At 63.3% G+C, this 16772-nt stretch carries 13 protein-coding genes; 7 read left to right on the top strand and 6 right to left on the bottom strand.

What is annotated here, in order from left to right:
• Positions 1-2: 2 nt before the first annotated feature.
• From H0A72_RS10985 to H0A72_RS10965, 5 genes are all read right to left on the bottom strand, one after another.
• Positions 3-1349, bottom strand: a complete 1347-nt coding sequence (locus H0A72_RS10985) for an HlyD family type I secretion periplasmic adaptor subunit (protein ID WP_180155174.1) — start codon at positions 1347-1349, stop codon at positions 3-5.
• 2 nt (positions 1350-1351) lie between these two features.
• Positions 1352-3106, bottom strand: a complete 1755-nt coding sequence (locus H0A72_RS10980; RefSeq protein ID WP_180155172.1) for a type I secretion system permease/ATPase — start codon at positions 3104-3106, stop codon at positions 1352-1354.
• 215 nt (positions 3107-3321) lie between these two features.
• Complete coding sequence (locus tag H0A72_RS10975; RefSeq protein ID WP_180155170.1) at positions 3322-4101, bottom strand: SapC family protein; 780 nt, start codon at positions 4099-4101, stop codon at positions 3322-3324.
• 296 nt (positions 4102-4397) lie between these two features.
• Entirely contained in the window at positions 4398-5942 is a 1545-nt protein-coding gene (locus tag H0A72_RS10970; protein ID WP_180155168.1) for an FAD/NAD(P)-binding protein, read from the bottom strand.
• A 55-nt stretch (positions 5943-5997) separates the two neighbouring features.
• The gene (locus H0A72_RS10965; RefSeq protein ID WP_180155166.1) at positions 5998-6966 is read right to left on the bottom strand and encodes a Bug family tripartite tricarboxylate transporter substrate binding protein; all 969 of its coding nucleotides are present in this window, start codon (positions 6964-6966) and stop codon (positions 5998-6000) included.
• A 154-nt stretch (positions 6967-7120) separates the two neighbouring features.
• Here H0A72_RS10965 and H0A72_RS10960 point away from each other — a divergent pair, with 154 nt between their 5' ends.
• Genes H0A72_RS10960 through H0A72_RS10930 form a run of 7 tightly spaced genes read left to right on the top strand, consistent with a single transcriptional unit; the run spans position 7121 to position 13465 of the window.
• On the top strand, positions 7121-7891 hold the full coding sequence (locus tag H0A72_RS10960; protein ID WP_180155164.1) for an IclR family transcriptional regulator domain-containing protein: 771 nt from the start codon (positions 7121-7123) through the stop codon (positions 7889-7891).
• A gap of 10 nt (positions 7892-7901) precedes the next feature.
• A complete protein-coding gene (locus tag H0A72_RS10955; RefSeq protein WP_180155162.1) occupies positions 7902-9065 on the top strand; it encodes a CaiB/BaiF CoA transferase family protein in 1164 nt (387 codons plus the stop codon).
• A gap of 5 nt (positions 9066-9070) precedes the next feature.
• On the top strand, positions 9071-9790 hold the full coding sequence (locus tag H0A72_RS10950; protein WP_180155161.1) for an enoyl-CoA hydratase/isomerase family protein: 720 nt from the start codon (positions 9071-9073) through the stop codon (positions 9788-9790).
• Positions 9791-9812: 22 nt separating this feature from the next.
• Positions 9813-10649, top strand: a complete 837-nt coding sequence (locus H0A72_RS10945) for a CoA transferase subunit A (protein WP_180155159.1) — start codon at positions 9813-9815, stop codon at positions 10647-10649.
• A complete protein-coding gene (locus H0A72_RS10940; RefSeq protein WP_180155158.1) occupies positions 10646-11380 on the top strand; it encodes a CoA-transferase subunit beta in 735 nt (244 codons plus the stop codon). The genes H0A72_RS10945 and H0A72_RS10940 overlap by 4 nt, the downstream gene beginning before the upstream one ends.
• An 8-nt stretch (positions 11381-11388) precedes the next feature.
• Positions 11389-12873 (top strand): class I adenylate-forming enzyme family protein, encoded by a 1485-nt coding sequence (locus H0A72_RS10935; protein WP_180155155.1) that lies wholly within the window; start codon positions 11389-11391, stop codon positions 12871-12873.
• Between the two features lies 1 nt (position 12874).
• Positions 12875-13465, top strand: a complete 591-nt coding sequence (locus H0A72_RS10930) for a cysteine dioxygenase family protein (protein ID WP_180155153.1) — start codon at positions 12875-12877, stop codon at positions 13463-13465.
• Here H0A72_RS10930 and H0A72_RS10925 read toward each other — a convergent pair.
• Positions 13452-16448 carry a right-handed parallel beta-helix repeat-containing protein gene (locus tag H0A72_RS10925; protein ID WP_180155151.1) on the bottom strand — a complete coding sequence of 999 codons (2997 nt, stop codon included), beginning with the start codon at positions 16446-16448 and terminating at the stop codon, positions 13452-13454. The genes H0A72_RS10930 and H0A72_RS10925 overlap by 14 nt on opposite strands.
• Positions 16449-16772: the final 324 nt, after the last annotated feature.

Here is a 16772-nt window from a genome sequence, read left to right as displayed (position 1 = left end):
TGCTATTGCTCCTTGAAGGATTTATCGAGCCGTTCCAGGAAGGGCTTGAGCAGATAGCTGAGCATAGTACGCTCGCCGGTGCGGATCAACACCGACGCCGGCATGCCCGGGCGGATGGCGTTGCCCGCCAGCATCTCCATGCCCTTGGGCGTGACCTTCACCTGCGCCAGGTAGTACGGCATGTGCGTGGCCTGGTCCACCAGCCGGTCGGCCGACACCGTCAAGACCTTGCCGGGAATGTTCGGCGTCTGGGCATGGTTGAAGGCGGGAAAGGTGATTTCGACGTCGAGGTCGGGGTGAACCTTGTCGATGGCCTGCACCGGCACCTGCGCCTGTACGATGTAAGTGTGGTCCAGCGGCACCACTTCCATGACCTCGGTGCCCGGGCGGATGACGCCGCCGACCGTGTGCACGCTGAGATTCTGCACGTAGCCGTCGATGGGCGCGCGTATCTTGGTTTCGCGCACGGTGTAATCCAGCGAGGCCAGCCGGTCGCCCAGCGCGGACGCTTCCTTCTGGACCTCGGAAAGCTGGGACTGGACTTCCTTTTGGTAGTCCTGGCGGCGCTGCAGGATGCGCAGCTTCAGTTCGGCCACCTGGTTGCGGGTCCGCCCGGCTTCGACCACGTCGTTGGACAGGGCGGCCTGCAGCTGCGCCGCGTCGCGTTCGAGCTCGAACATGCGGTTGCGCGGCAAATAGCCTTCTTTGGCCAGCTCGCGCACGCCCTTCAGTTCGCGCTGGATGAAACTGATCTGGTTCTTGCGATTGGCCTGCACCTGGGCCAAGCCCTTCAATTGCTGCTCGGCGCCGTGCAGGTTTTCCTGCAGGATGGCGATTTCGCCTTCAAGCGCTTCGCGCCGGGTCGTGAACAGCATGTCCTGCGTGCTGGTGGCGCTGATGTAGCGCGGATCGTTCTGGAAGCGCTCGGCCACGGCCGGATCGTACTGGATCTTGGGCAGGCCGTCGCGCTCGGCCAGCAGGCGGGCTTCCGTGGTCTTGGCCAGTATGTATTGCGAGCTGATCACGCCCTGCTCCGCCACGGCGCGCGTGTCGTTCAGGCGGATCAGGATCTGGCCGGCCTTCACCTGGTCGCCTTCGCGCACCAGGATTTCCTCGACCGTGCCGCCTTCCAGGTGCTGCACCGACTTGCGGTTGCCGAAGACCTGCACGGTGGCGTTGGCGGGCACGCCCGCGTCCAGCGGCGCGAACGCCGCCCATGCCGCAAAGCCGCCGAAGCCCAGCAGCAGCACCGCCAGCCCCCAGCGCAGGGGGGCGCCGAAGTTCGTATCGACCTTGCCGCCCGGCATGTCCAGGCTGCTGTCGGAGTCTTTCTTGTTCAACCAATTCATGTTCAAGCCTGGCCTTTAGCGACGATCTGCAAAGGGGTCGGCCCCCCCGGCTGCGCGGCGGCCGACGCGGCCGCCTGAATCTGCTGCTGACGCAGCGCCTTCAGGACCTCTTCGCGCGGGCCATACATGGTGGGCGTGCCTTCGCGCATGACCAGCAGCTTGTCGACCGCGCTGAGCACGTTCATGCGATGCGTGATCAGGATGACCGTGGCGCCCCGCTTCTTCAGATCCAGAATGGTCTGGACCAGCGCGGCCTCGCCGACGTCGTCCAGGTTGGAGTTGGGCTCGTCCAGCACCACCAGGGCGGGATCGCCGTAGATGGCCCGGGCCAGCGCGATGCGCTGCTTCTGGCCCCCCGACAAAGAGGCGCCGTCCATGCCCAGGCGGGTATCGTAGCCCTTGGGCAGGCGCAGAATCATTTCGTGCACGCCGGCGCGCTCGGCCGCCTGGATCACCTTGGCCGGGTCGGGTTCGCCGAACCGCGCGATGTTCTCGGCGATGCTGCCCTCGAACAGCTCGATGTCCTGGGGCAGATAGCCGATGTGCGGGCCGAGTTCGTCCTTGTTCCACAAATAGACGTCGGCGCCGTCCAGCCGCACCTTGCCCGCCTGGGCCGGCCACACGCCCACCAGCAGGCGCGCCAGCGTGGACTTGCCCGAAGCCGACGGCCCGATGATGCCCACGACTTCACCCGCCTTGACCCCGAAGTTCAGCCCCTTCAGGATGGCCGTCTGGCCGCCGGGGGCCGATGCGTACACGTTTTCGAGCAGGAGCTCGCCCTTGGGCGCCGGCAGGCTGAGGGTTTCGCCGCGCGGCGGCGCCGACTGCAGCATTTCATCGAGGCGCGCATAGGCCTGGCGCGTGGACAGCGCCTGCTTCCAGGTCCCGATGGCCAGCTCGACCGGGCCCAGCGCCTTGCCCATGAGGATGGAGCAGACGATCATCATGCCCGCCGTGATCTTGCCTTCGATGACCAGCAGCGCCCCCGCCCCCAGGATCAGCGACTGCAGGGAGATGCGCACGAAACGCGTGATCGTGCTGATGCGCGCGTTGCGGTCGGACGCCAGGGTCTGCAGCGACAGCACCCTGCTGTGCTGGCCGAACCAGCGCGAACGCAGCCCGGGCAGCATGCCCATGGCCTCGATGACCTCGGCGTTGCGCAAATGGTTGTTGGCGAACGCGCCCGCCGCGATGGACGCCTGGTTGGCTTCGGCCAGCGGTTTCTGGGTGGCGATGTTGGTGATGTAGGCCAGCACGAACAAAATGATGGAGCCGCCCAGGGTGATCAGCCCCAGCAAGGGGTGCACCATGAAGGTGACCACTATATATATAGGCGTCCAGGGCGCGTCGAAAAAAGCGAACAGCGCATTGCCCGTCAGGAACTGGCGCAGATTGGTCAAGTCGTGGATGGCCTGCGAGGGGTTGCCGCCCTGGCGGCGCAGGTTGCGCTCGAATGCCGCGGTGAACACACGCTGGTTGAGCATCATGTCGAACCGGTTGCCCACCCGGATCAGCACGGACGAACGGGTGAATTCCAGCAAGCCCGACAGCATGAACAAGCCCACGACCAGCAATGTCAGCATCAACAGCGTGGTCTCGTTACTGCTGGCCAGCACGCGATCGTACACTTGCAGCATGTAGATGGAAGGCGTGAGCGCCAGAATATTGATGACACAACTGAATGCGGCCAGGCTATAGAACGTCTTGCGAAAGCGGTACAGCGCCTCGCCCAGTTCGGTGCGACGGGTTGACTTCATGAATTAACCTGTAAGCATCACACAGCGGCGGGGTGCGCCGCATGTGAAGAGGAAAGACCAAAGAACTGCTGATTTCTTGAAAAAGCTTTTTACTATAGCACGTTAAGAGGATTTCCCAAGGGTTCCGGCCCCTGCGGAGCCGGCCCTTTACATCTCTTAAATTCAGCTTAAACCTCGGCGGCTCCGTCCGGGTCCAGACTCCCGCCGGACCCATTTCAGCTGAAACGGATGGTGCCGCCGTCGTTCAGAAACTCCAGATCGAGTTCGCCGTCCGCCGTCTGCAGGGACGAAGCTTGCGCCGCCGCGTGCTGCTGGGCGAGCTGGCCGAGTTTCTGCAGATGCTGCATGGACAGCAGCTGGCAATACACCATAGGCAGCGCGCCCGCCTTGCGGACTTCGTCCAGCGCTTCGGCGGGAAGCGCGTTCAGCGCGGCCTCGTCGATGCGGAACAGGCCCTGGACCGCCTGCTCGCCCGCCTCGGTCTGTAATTTGATGGGCCATGGCTGGATAAGTTCATGCTTTTGCAGCACCGCGCATATGTTCTGCGTGGCCTGCCGATTGGCCGCCACCTGGCTCAGGAAATTGAGCACGTCGCCCACCGCCTTGGACGGCTGCCCGCTCTCATCGAAGAACGCCTCGCCGCCCGTTTCGGAAACCAGCCCGCTGTCCTCGATCACGCACAACACCTGCCGGCCGTCTTCCGCATTGGCCAGGACGAAGGGATAGCCGCGATAGCCGGCCGGCACGTAGCCGCCCAGCCAGCGGCCGTCGGGCGCCACCAGCAGATTCTTGCCGCTCGCCAGCCCCTGCACCGCCACCGGCACGTAGCGGCCTTCCACCGAAATGAAGCCGATGGGCAAAGTCATGCAGGCCTTCGGCAGTTCCTGCACGACGAGCGCCGCCACCGCGTCGTTGGCGGCGAATGAATACGAGGAATAACGCTGCCAGCGCTTGCCGGCATGCCGGTCCTTGGTCACGGCTTGTAGATTGGCCATACAGCAGTCCTTTGAACGAATGAGGCCCGCCGGCAATGCAAATGCAGCGGCAGGCCTGGAATGGGGCTATTGTAAAGCAGGAGGCGGTTCGTGATGGAACCGGGCGCACCACGCCCGCATGCGGCCTGCGTGATGCAATCCGTGTTACAAAACGACAAAGACCACCATCCAGATGGACGCCCGCTTTTGGCTGAACCTGCAGACCGAATACGATATGCGGGTCGCTTCGCGCACGATGTTATCGAAGACCAGCCCACGGGTCAGGGTGTTTCACCAGGCCGAATGAAAACAGCGGCTCACGCCGCAACACCGGCCACCGACAGCTCGCCGGCCATTCTCCTGGCCTGCTCCAGGGCCAACCGCGCATTCACGTCCAGGGACATCGTCCAGAAATACGTGCCCACGGCAAGGCTGCCCAGCACACTGATGTTCTCGACGACGCCCCCCTTGGCATCCAGCAGGCAGCCGGTATCGAAATCCAGGCCGAATCCCCCGTAGGGATCGGCCTTGGCGATGCCGCGCGCGAGCAGCGACTGCACCAGGGGATCCCGCGATGCCTTGACGTCGGTGGACATGCCCGTGGCGTTCACGACGAAATCGACGCGGTGGACCGCCGTGCCGCCTTGCGCGCCGGGCAGGCGGATCTCGAACCCATCGCCGGCGGCGTGGATATCCAGGCCGCTGTTGCCGGCATGTATCCGCAGGCCGCCTTCGTCCAGATAACGCTTGATCTTGACCGCGTTGACCATGGGAAAAGTGGCGCGGCGCGTCATCCATAGCGCGCGCCAGTCGGCATGGAAACGGCGTCTCTCGGCGTCGGGCATCAGTCTCCATGCATGCTCGATGGCTTCATTGAGCGATATGGCGATGGCCTGCCAACTGCGCGGCAGCGTGGACGACGCCTCGATCTCGCGGCCCAGCGCTTCCTTCGGGCTGCCTCCGTACCCCAGGATGTCGGCCAGATCGAGCGCGTCGCCCGTGGCGGCCAGGCGTTCGCTTAAAAACGCGTACAGGTCTTCCAGCGTCAGCCCGCGCTCCGGGCTCCGGACCAGGGCGGTGATTTCTTGCGCCGTGGGCGGAACGATGGGCGTCGGCGGCGCCATGGTGCTGCGCACGGCGGGCAGCCGGCCGCTGCGGGATACGGCCAGCATGGGCCCGGCATGGCCGGACTCCTTCAGCGCGACGATGGCGTCGATGGCGCTGAGGCTGGAACCGATGATGCCCACGCGGGCATCGCGCCCCACCCGGCGCACCAGGTCGGCGACGGGATAAGGACTATTGAAATACCCCTTGCGCCCTTGCAGCCCGGCGTAGCTGACGGTAGGCAGATTGCCGTTGCACAGGACGGCCCGCCGGGCCTGGAATTCGCCCGCCGAAGTTTCAAGGCGCAAGCGCCCGCCCGCGGGATCCAGGGCCATGCCATCGACACGCGCCCGCAGCCGGTCTATCCGTATCCCCAGTTCGCCGGCCCGTGCGCACAGCTTGCGCCAGACGTCGGCCAGATATTCGCCGAACAGCGGCCGGGGCAGGAAGGCGCCGGCATCCGGCTCGTGGATTCCGTACCGGTCCAGGACTTCCGGCCCCCGGCTGTTGATCCACTCAAGAAAATCGCCGCGGCGCTCGGCGTATGCGGACATCCGGCCTGCGGGGATGTTGAGCAGATTGGTGGGCAGGTCCCGGGCGTAAGGCTCCCCCGGCCCGACTTCGCCCAGCGGCTCGAACACGGCGACCCGCAGCGCGCCGCCGTAATCCGCCCGATCCAGCTCCGCCACGAATTGCGCCAGAAACGATACCGCGGTGGAGCCTCCGCCCACCACGGCCAGGTCTATCGGTTTTTCCATGTGCGCTCCTGTGCGAGACGGGCGGCGGCACCCGCCGCCCGTTCCCATGACGTCCTTACTTCAGGTCGGCGTTCTTCACGACGTCGGCCCAGATGGCGACTTCGGCGGCAAGCGCCTGGTAGGTTTCGTCGGGCGCGGTCGGCACGGCGTCGGCGCCCTGGCCGGCCATGGCTTTCTGGACGGAAGGCTCGGCGGCGGCTTTTTTCATGGCGTCGGACACCAGCTGGCGGATGGGCTCTGGCGTGCCCTTGGGCGCCAGCAGCACATAACGCGTGCTAACGTCGAAATTCTTCACGCCTTCCTCCTGCAGCGTCGGCACGTTCGGCAAGGTCTTGGCGCGGTCCTTGGTCGTGACCGCCAGGAAGCGCAGCTTGCTGTTGCCCACATGGCCCATCAGGGTTGGCATGGTGTCGAACACCATGTCGACCTGGCCGCCGATGAGGTCGGTGAGCGCCGGCCCGCTGCCTTTGTAGGGCACGTGCAGCAGCTTGATGCCGGTCGCCTGCTGGAATTTCTCGGCCGTCATGTGCTGCGACGAGCCATAGCCGGCTGAACCATAGCTGACCTGCCCGCTGTTTTTCTTGGCGTAGGCGATGAGTTCCTGGATGTTCTTCACCGGAAGATCGGCGCGGACCACCACGGCCAGCGGCGTGGACGTCGCCATGGACACGCCCTCGAACGCCTCGGGGAATTTGTATGGCTGCTTCTTGGACGGCAGCAGCGAATTGATGGCCATGCTGCCCAGCGCGCCCAGCAGCAAGGTATAGCCGTCGGCCGGCGCGGCCGCCACGAATTGCGAGCCGATCTCGCCGGCGGCCCCGGCCTTGTTTTCCACCACGATGGGCTTGCCCAGGATCTTGCCCAGGTGTTCCGCATAGACGCGGGCGGAAAAGTCGGTGGCTCCGCCGGGCGGGTAGGGCACGATCATGCGCACCGGCCCGTCGGGCCAGGGCGCGGCGGCCGCGAAGGAAGCGGTGGTCGCCAGCGCAGCGGCGACGAACAGGCGGCAGACTTTCTTGAACATGGCTTATCTCCTATAATTTCCTAAATATTGGAATGTTGATTTTAATATTTGATTTTTTGTAGGCGAATATATAACATACATCTAGCGGAAATTGAGGCAAATCATCTATAAAAAGCGGTAGAATCCCTTATATTTCCCAATAATTAGGATTGAAGTGGACAAAACTTTACTGAAAGGGCTCACTGTGCTGGAAACCATCAGCCGGCTCGACGGCGAGGTCCTCACGCTGGACCAGATCGCCGCGGAAGTCGGCCTGACCCGCAGCAACACCCACCGCACGCTGCAAACGCTGACGCATGCGGGGTACGTGCGCCGCGATCCCGACACCGGCGCCTACCGCTGCACGCTCAAGATGTTCGAACTGGGCGCGCGCCAGCTCGCCGGCATGGACGCCCGCCGGCTCGCGCCCCCGTTCATGCGCGATCTCGCCCGCGAAACCCGGGAAACCGTCCACCTGTCGGTCCTCGACGGGCTCGACGTGGTCTACGTCGACAAGATCGACAGCGCCCAGCCCCTGCTGGCCTATTCCACCGTGGGGGGGCGGGCTCCCGCCTACGCCGTGGCCACCGGCAAGGCCCTGCTGGCCTTCCAGGCGCCCGACTACATCGAGCACTACGGCAATTCGGTCCGCAAGCACACCGAAAACACCCATATCTCCATTCCTGCGCTCAAGCACGAACTGGCCGACATCGCCCGCATCGGCTATGCCATCAACCGCGGCGAATGGCGCCAGGGCATAGGCGGCATCGCGGCCCCCGTCTTCAATGGGCTCGACAAGGTCGTGGCCGCCCTGGGCATCTCCGGGCCTCTGGAACGGCTCACCAATCAGAAAATGGCGCAATTCGCGCCGCTCGTACAACAAGCCGCAAGGGACCTGTCCGCGCACATGGGTTATCGCGGCGGCTATTTCGGCATCGCAACATAAAGGAAATCCAATGAATCAGGAATCAACGCTGAAAGGCATACGCGTCATCGAGGTCTGCAATGTGGCCGCGGGCCCCTTCTGCGGCCTGCTGCTGGCCGACATGGGCGCCGACGTCGTCAAGATCGAACAGCCCGATTGCGGCGACACCCTGCGCAGCTGGGCGCCCATCACCGACGGCTACAGCGAAAACTTCGCCTCCCTCAATCGCAACAAGCGTTCGGTCACCCTGAACCTGAAGAACGACCGCGACCAGCGGCTTGCCGCCGACCTCATCGCCCAGGCCGACGTCCTGATCGAAAACAACCGCCCCGGCGTCATGGACCGCCTGGGCCTGGGCTACGCCGACATGCGCAAGCGCAACCCCGCCCTGATCTATTGTTCGATCTCGGCCTACGGCCAAAGCGGCCCGCGCAGCCAGGAAGGCGGGTTCGACCTGACCCTGCAAGCCATGAGCGGGCTCATGAGCGTCACCGGCGAGCCGGACGGCGCCCCCGTCAAATGCGGGGTTCCGGTCTGCGACTTCACGGCCGGCCTGTATGCCGCCTTTTCCATCGCCGCCGCCTTGCGCGGCGTGGCGCAAAGCGGCGAAGGCACGCACATAGACGTCTCGATGCTGGGCGCCACCCTGGGCATCGCGGCCTTGCAGACCTCCCAATACTTCGGCACGGGCGTCGACCCGGTCAAGCTGGGTTCGGCCCACCCGCGCAATGCGCCCTACCAGGTGTTCCGCTGCAAGGACGGCTACTTCGGCATGGCGGCCGGCAATAATTCCCTGTGGAAATCGGTGTGCGCCGTGGTCGAACGCGCGGACTTGTTCCAGGACGCCCGCTTCCTGAACCCAACGGACCGCGCCGTCAACCAGGACGCCTTGCGCGAGATCCTGGAAGCCATCTTCCAGACCGCCGACGCCGACGCCTGGCTCGAGCGTTTCCGCGCCGCCGGCGTGCCTTGCGCCCCCATCAACAACTATTCAGACGTGCTGGCGGACCCCCAGGTCGAACACATGCAGTGGGTGCGCGACCTGGAACTCCCCAACGGCGTGCGCACCCGCACTTTCGTTTCCCCCATCCGCTTCGATGCCCGCACGGCGGACGTCCGCCTGCGCCCGCCCGCGTTGGGCGAGCACAACGAAGAAGTCTTCGACGGGCTCTTGAAGCCCCAGACGGTGGAGTAAGCCCCATGCCGGACCTGCTCACCATAGACCGCCTGCCGGGCGGCTGGACATTCACCCTGAACCGGCCCGAAAAGCGCAACGCGCTGTCGAGCGAACTGGTCGAAGCCCTGATCGAAGGGGTCGAATCCGCCCATGCCGCCGGCGTTCCGCTCCTGGTCTTCCGTGGCGCGGGCAAGAACCTCAGCGCGGGTTTCGACTTCACCGGCTACGAGGAACAAAGCGAAGGAGACCTGGTGCTGCGCATGGTGCGCATCGAAACGCTCCTGCAGCGGGTGGCCGGCTCGCCCGCGCTGACCGTCGGCTTGGCGCATGGCAAGAATTTCGGCGCGGGCGTGGACCTGTTCGCCGCGTGCAAGCTGCGCTACTGCACGCCCGACGCCGGCTTCCGCATGCCCGGGCTGAAATTCGGCCTCGTGCTCGGCACCCGGCGCTTCCGCAACATCGTCGGCCCCGCCCATGCGCTGTCCATCCTGGGCAGCGCCCGCGCCTTCCAGGCCGACGAGGCCTTGCGCATCGGCTTCGCCACGCTAACCGCCCCCGAAAGCGAATGGCCCGGCCTGCTGCAAGAAGCGGAACAAACCGCCGCCGCGCTGTCCGCCGACACGCGGGCCGGCCTGTACGCCGCGCTGGACTTGAACGACGCCGCGGCCGATATGGCGGCGCTCGTGCGCTCCGCATCCAAGCCCGGCTTCAAGGGCCGCATACAGCAATACCTGGCGGGATGATCCCGCCGCTCAGGAGAACGACATGTCATCTGGATTCAACAACCCCGACAAGCAGGTGTCCATACAGGAACTGGCCGCGCTGATCCCCGACGGCGCCTCGGTGGCCCTGGGGGGCAGCTTCCTGCATCGCGGCCCCTTCGCGCTCGTGCGCGAGCTCGTCCGGCAGAAGAAAGCCAACCTCGAAATCGTGAAGCAGTCCCCCGGCTACGACATCGACCTGCTGTGCCGCGCCGGCGTCGCCACCCGCGCGCGCACCGGCATCGTCGCCATGGAAGGAAACTTCGGCCTGGCGCCCAACTACCGCAAGGCCATCGAAACCGGGGCGCTCGAACTGGAAGAGCACGCCTGCGCCACGCTGACCGCCGGCCTGCGCGCCGCCGCTTTCGGCACGCCCTTCCAGCCCTGCGCCGGGGTGGAAGGCAGCCATCTCATCGACATCAACGGCTGGAAGAAGCTGGACGACCCCTACGGCAAAGGCGACCCCGTCTGGGTGATCCCCGCCATCCAGCCCGACGTCGCGGTCATCCACGCCAACGAGGTCGACGCCAAGGGCAATGTGCGCGTGCTGGGAACCTCGCATTGGGACCGCATCATGAGCCGCTCGGCCAAGCGCGTCCTGGTCGTGGCCGAACGCCTGGTGGACAGCGAAGTCTTCGAGCGCCAGCCCGAGGTCACGCTCATCCCCTACTTCCTGGTGCAGGCCTATGCCGTGGTGCCGAACGGCGCATGGCCGGGGTCGTGCTGGCCGGATTATGAAATCGACTACCCCGCCGTGGAACGGTACCTGGAACCCGGTCCCGACGCCTTGCAGGCCCACCTGGACGCCGCCCCCGAAGCCTTGCCGGAGCATGCCCAATGAATACGAACTGGTCCCCTTTCTCTTATATCGTCACCAATCTGGCCCGCTTCATCCGGCCCAACGAAATCACCTTCAGCGGCGTGAATTCCACCATGCCCATGCTGGCCTGCCTGATGGCCAAACAGGCCTACGACTGGGATTTCATCTACATCAACGTGGCCGGCGGCGTGGACCCGCGTCCGTCCAAGATTCCCGTCTCCAGCTCCGACCCGGTGCTTGCCGAACATTCCGCATCCATATTCGCCAACGAAGACTTCTACGACCTCTGCTGCCGGGGCCGCATGGACCTCACCTTCCTGGGCGCCGCCCAGATCGACGGCGAAGGCAATGCCAACAACTCCTGCATCGGCGACTGGCACCAGCCCAAGGTGCGCCTGCCGGGCGGCGGCGGCGGCGCCGTCATGCTGCCCACGGCGCGGCGCGCCTGCACCTGGCGCACCGAACACTCTCCGCGCACCTTCGTCGAGAAACTGCATTTCCGCACTTCCTGGGGCGGCTTCCACGGCGTGGCCACCCCCATCGCCGTCTTCGTGAAAAAGAACGGCCGCCTGGCCCTGCAGTCCTGGCATCCCGAATCCAGCCTGGAAGAAGTCAAGGCGCGCACCGGCTTCGAATTCGACAGCGAAGGGGCCCGCCCGACCGAACCGCCCACGCAGCGCGAAATCGACGCACTGGCCGCCCTGGACCCGGACGGCGCCTTCGAACGCGACGCCGCCGTGACCCTGCGATAGGAGGCCCCATGCACCACGCCAGCCTGCCGGCCGCCTATCCATCGCTGTGGCGGTCGGAATCCTGGGCATCGCGCCCGGCCCTGAGCGACGCCGCCGGCGCCGCCACCCTGTCGTACGGCGCCCTGTACGAACGGGTCAGCGCCCTGGCGGGCCGCTTGCGCCAGGCCGGTGTCCAGCCGCGGCAGCTGGTGGCCCTGGCCATGGAACGCTCACCCGATGCCGTGGTCGCCATCCTGGCCGTCATGGCGGCGGGCGCCTGCCCGTGCCCGCTGGAACCCCGGCTGACCCAGGAGGAAATCCGCGACCGCCTGCGTTCCGTCGGCGCCGGAATCGTGCTGGCCGACGCCGTCAACCTGCCCAGCCTGGACCTGGCCGACGGCACGCGGCGATTGCGCATCGACGCGCTGCCCGACGCCCCGCCCTGCTGGGCCGACGGCATTCGGCCCGAAGACCCCGGCCTGCTGCTGTTCACGTCCGGCAGCACCGGGCGGCCCAAGGGCGTGCTGCTCAGCCACAAGGGCCTGCTCAACAATGCCCGGGGCGTCGTTCCGCTGACCGGCCTGGCGCCGGCCGACAAGCTGCTGCACGTCATGCCGCTGTACCACACCAACGGCCTCAACAACCAGATTTTCAGCCCCTTCCTGGCGGGCGCCCACGTCGTGCTGGCCGGCCGCTTCCGCGCGCCGGACACGCCCAGGCTGCTGGACACGCACCGTCCCACCATCATCACCGGCGTGCCCACGATGTATTCCCGCATGCTCGACCTGGACTTCACGGCCGCAAGCCTTGCCGCCCTGCGCTTCGCGCGCTGCGGCTCCGCCCCCATCACCCGCGAGCTGCACGCCCGGATAGAAGCGGTGCTCAAATGCCCGCTGGTCGTGTCCTATGGCTTGTCCGAAGCCACCTGCACCTCGACCATCAACCCGCCCTCGAAGCGCAAGATCGGCTCCATCGGCAAGGCGCTGCCCCACCAGCGCGTCTACCTCCGCGCCGCCGACGGCGGCATCATCGACCAGCCGGGCGTGGACGGCGAAATATGCATCGAAGGCGACAGCCTGATGCTGGGCTACCTGGGCGTGAAGGAAGACGGCGTGCAGGAGCCTGCCGGACCCGTCCTGCGCAGCGGCGACCTGGGACGCGTGGACGAAGAGGGCTACTTCTACATCACCGGCCGGCTGAAAGACGTGATCATACGCGGCGGAGAAAACATATCCCCCGCCCTCATCGAGCAAGCCATCAGCGCCTGCCCCGACGTAAGCAGCTGCTGCGTGGTGGGCCGGCCCGACGCCGACCTGGGCGAAGTCCCCGTCGCCTTCGTCGTGCCCGCCGACCCCGCCCGCCAGGACAAGGCCCGCATCCAGGCCGCCGTCAGCGAGCGCCTGTCGCGCATCTACCAATTGGAAGACGTCTACTTCGTGGACAGCCTGCCCGAAAATTCCGTCGGCAAGATCGACCGCAAGGCCCTGGCCCGTTCGTTGGCGCAGGAGGCGTGAAATGAACACCGAACGACTGTTGAACACCGTGGCCGGCCTGACCCGCTTGACGCAGGACCGCGCCCCCGGCGATGACTCCATACTGGACCAGGCCCGCGACCTGATGCGCGACCTGGTCGCCCGCGACGACTGGCTGCCCGACGCCTTCGCCCGGCCCCACCCCGAGTTCTATAGGCAGTACCTGCTGTACGGCGACCCGCTGGACCGCTTCTCATTGGTCAGCTTCGTTTGGGGACCGGGCCAGAAAACCCCCATCCACGACCACACCGTATGGGGCGTCATCGCCATGCTGCGAGGCGCCGAACTGGAACAGCATTACCGCCGCGGCAGCGGCGGCCTGGCGCCCGCCGGCCCCGAAACCCGCCTGAACCCCGGCGAAGTCGCCTGTGTATCCCCCAAGATCGGCGACATCCATCGCGTCAGCAACGCCTATGCGGACCGGGTCTCCATCAGCATCCATCTATACGGCGGCAACATAGGAAGGATCCGCCGCTCGGTGTACGACCCGCAAAGCGGCGCGGCGAAGGAGTTCGTCTCGGGGTATTCGAATGGGGTGGCGGCCAATTTGTGGGCACCATTCAGCCAGGACTAGGATAGAGAATCTGGTCGAGCAAATTGTTTACCCCAATAATTTGAATATTCCCGTTGGACTCGTAACCATCATGGAGCCAAATATTTAACATTTCAAAAGTGCCATCGGTGGAAAATCCTTGCATCGATATATTCTTAAGTGTGGCGCCTTGCAATCCAATGGCTTCTATACCGAATTTGCCGGTTGGTTGGGAATCTCCCTCCCAGAAAATGATCAAGTCTTGCAAATACGCGTTCCTTACATCGAACAGTCCGAGGCCATGCTGCCCATCCGCCATGATCTTGACACCAATGATTGATAGCCCGTCGGTATTGTAAATTTCGTCCATATTGGAGTAGGCAATAATTGGGAATGACCCGGCTCCGTCCGGGTCTACCGTAAAGGCGCTTAGCAGGACGTTTTCAACGACTTTGCCGGCGTCTGACGGAACGTTGATTTTTATGCTTCCCACTACCTTGGAGAAATCCTCTCCTTGGCCGATCAATTGGATATTTCCATTAAGAGCGACGTCTCCCGTGAAATTTCCTTTACCCAAAATGACTTGCCCAACTCCTTCTGTCAGGACATTGGCCAACTTGTTTACAGCGTTCTGAATGGCTTGACCGTTCGCCACCACAATGACGTTCGTTCCCTGAAGCTCGTCTACGCCGGTGTCGATACCATGATTCGCAATGGAGATTGGAGTTTCACCATACGTGTTTCCGCTGATGTCCAAGTTTCGGATCATTTTTTCTTGCGTCAATCCTATCGCTTCCGATGTTGTCTCGAAGCTGCTGCTCTTGACGCTGAGCTTGGCGGGCCCATCGGTACCAATCCCTACCTGCCCGGCAGAGAAAAAGCTGTTCGATACGGTAAGCTCATTGCCGCCATTGACGTATATTCCTGTCAACCATCCTGTAAAAGTCGAGCCATCCACGGTAACGACGCTGCTTCCGTTTTCCACCTCGATGCCGCGAATTTGACCCGTATCACCACCATCATACGTGAACTGAACACCGTCGACCGTAACGTCCGCGCCGCTCTGTATATATACCCCCTTACCTTTGGAGCCGGCAACCAAGTTCGTCTCCATGCCATAAATGGATCCATCACCCGAAAGATGGAAACCATCCGCGCTGCTACGCACGACAAAACCTCCGTCTATGACGGAGCCGGCGGAAAGAATGACATGGAGGTCGTTCATCCCCACATTAATGTCTTCATGAAACATGCCCGGTCCAACGTAAATTACGTCGTTAGCTTGAGCAGCATTCACTGCCGACTGGACGGTAGCGTATTTCGTAACGACATCCGTTCCGTTAGCAACCTCCCGGACGACATAAATCTCATTTTGGATTACCGCCCTGTCACTCGCGCTACGCTCAACTCCATGCGCGAGGTCCCATGCGACGGTTTTTTCTTGATTCTCTGTTTTGCTCAGCTTCCCATCGTGATATGGCCGGCCGCCAAACGTGCTAGAGGCATCCATGTACGCCCCTTCACTGGCCGGGATGCTCAGCACCTCATCTGCCACACGGCCAGCCACCACTGTACGATTCAGGTTCCCCATGAGGTTGTCATGCAATGATTGCTGACGAATATCCCAATGAGGCACTCCACCATCCTTAGTTTGCACGACGTCCCAAATCGGATCTCCACCATTCTTTAAGTAAGCGGCATAGATGACGCTCAATTCAAGATTGGCGTCATTCACAATGGTTTTGGCCTGTTGATCACTGGAACTTAATAGGCGGTAGTATTCCTCATCGCCCGTCACCCAGAACAGCTTGAATTTATCAGCAATATCATTGCTGGTGACCAATACGCTATCCCATACGGCCGCAGGCCCATTCATATCGCCCACGTACACTTGCGCGATATTTGCGCTTTCTAATTTCTGATTTCCATCGCCAAGTGGTGTGAAGTTCGTTTCGACGCGCAGCTTTCCACCATTGACCAAATCAATTCGAGACAAACTGCTGACCACATCTTCCGCTGCCTGAAGTACCGTATTTGCTTCGACAACGATGTTATGGATGCTCCCCATATTGGGCTTCAACGACGCGGTCACCGAACCTCGAACGAATGTCGCAACACCGCCATCATCCACCGTCATGATGATGTCGCCAGTCGCCGTCCCCGAAAAAGTCAGCGTCCCATCGCCGCCGAGCGTCACCGTGAACGTCGGGCTGGGGCTTCCGCCACCGCCCCCAGGCGTGGGCGTTGGCGGCGTGAAGGTGGGCGGCAATTCCGTACCCGGCGGCACGATCACGCTTGGCGGGATCACCAGCTGTATGCCGGCCGGCGGGACGAAATCGACGGGAATCGGCGTATCTGGCGGGGGCGTCCACCCGGCCGGGGGCTGGAAGGTGGGCAGGAACGGGGCGACCTCGCCCACGCGCAGCAGGGCGCCTGCGATGTTCCCGGAGGACAGTGCCTGCTGGAAGGTGCCGTCATTGGCGAACATGCCCAGGTTCACCCCGTTGCCCAGGTCGCGCGCTTCGCCGGCGCCGTAGACCATCAGGTGCTCCATTGCGCTCATGAAGCCGTTCTGCACCGCGGCGGCCACGTCGGGGTTGGCTTCCAGGTAGGCGCCCAGGTCGATGGAGGGGTTGAATGGGCGCGGCTCGCTTTGGCCGTAGGACAGGAAGTGCTGAACCGCCGTCATGGTGCCGGCCTGCACCGCGGCGGCCACATCGGGGTTCTGCAATAGGTAGAAAGCTTCGTCGAACAGCGCGGAAGGCGTCCGGTCTTCGCCCGCACCGTATTGGATGAAGTGGTCGTAGGCGGTGGTTTCCCCGCGCTCGACCGCCGCCGCGACGTCCGGATTCTGGGCCAGGTACAAATCCACGTCGAACAGCGGCCCCATGGAGCGCCCTTCGGCCTTTCCATATTGTTCGAAGTGCTGGAAGGCATCCACCAACCCCTGGGCGACCGCCGCAGCTACGTCGGGGTTGTGGTCCAAATACCATTTAAGACTGAAAACCTTGAGTTCAGTTGCCATGACAGTCTCCTGTGTCGTGCTGCACCGAAACTGGGTTCATATGTGTTTAATTGTAATAATAGTTACATATGAGAATGGCTTATTTTACTCGTGTTTTCTGGGAAAGTGATGTGGTATAAAAAATTTATTCTGATAAATCAATGATTTGCATTATGTGGTTGAATTTTTCATAATGCTTCTAAAAATTGTCACTTGTGAAAATTTTCCAATATTCATGTTGGAATTAACTTATTGTTGCCAGGGTGGCTGATCTCGCATAGGCGCGCCGGGCTCATCAGCCTACGAGCTGCATATCTGCTTACGGATTGGAGAGCAAGTGTGGAA

This window comes from Parapusillimonas granuli, from assembly GCF_013416525.1.
GTDB lineage: Bacteria > Pseudomonadota > Gammaproteobacteria > Burkholderiales > Burkholderiaceae_B > Parapusillimonas > Parapusillimonas granuli.
Note: the sequence above shows the minus strand (reverse complement) of the source record. Positions and strands in the feature narration are given on the sequence as shown.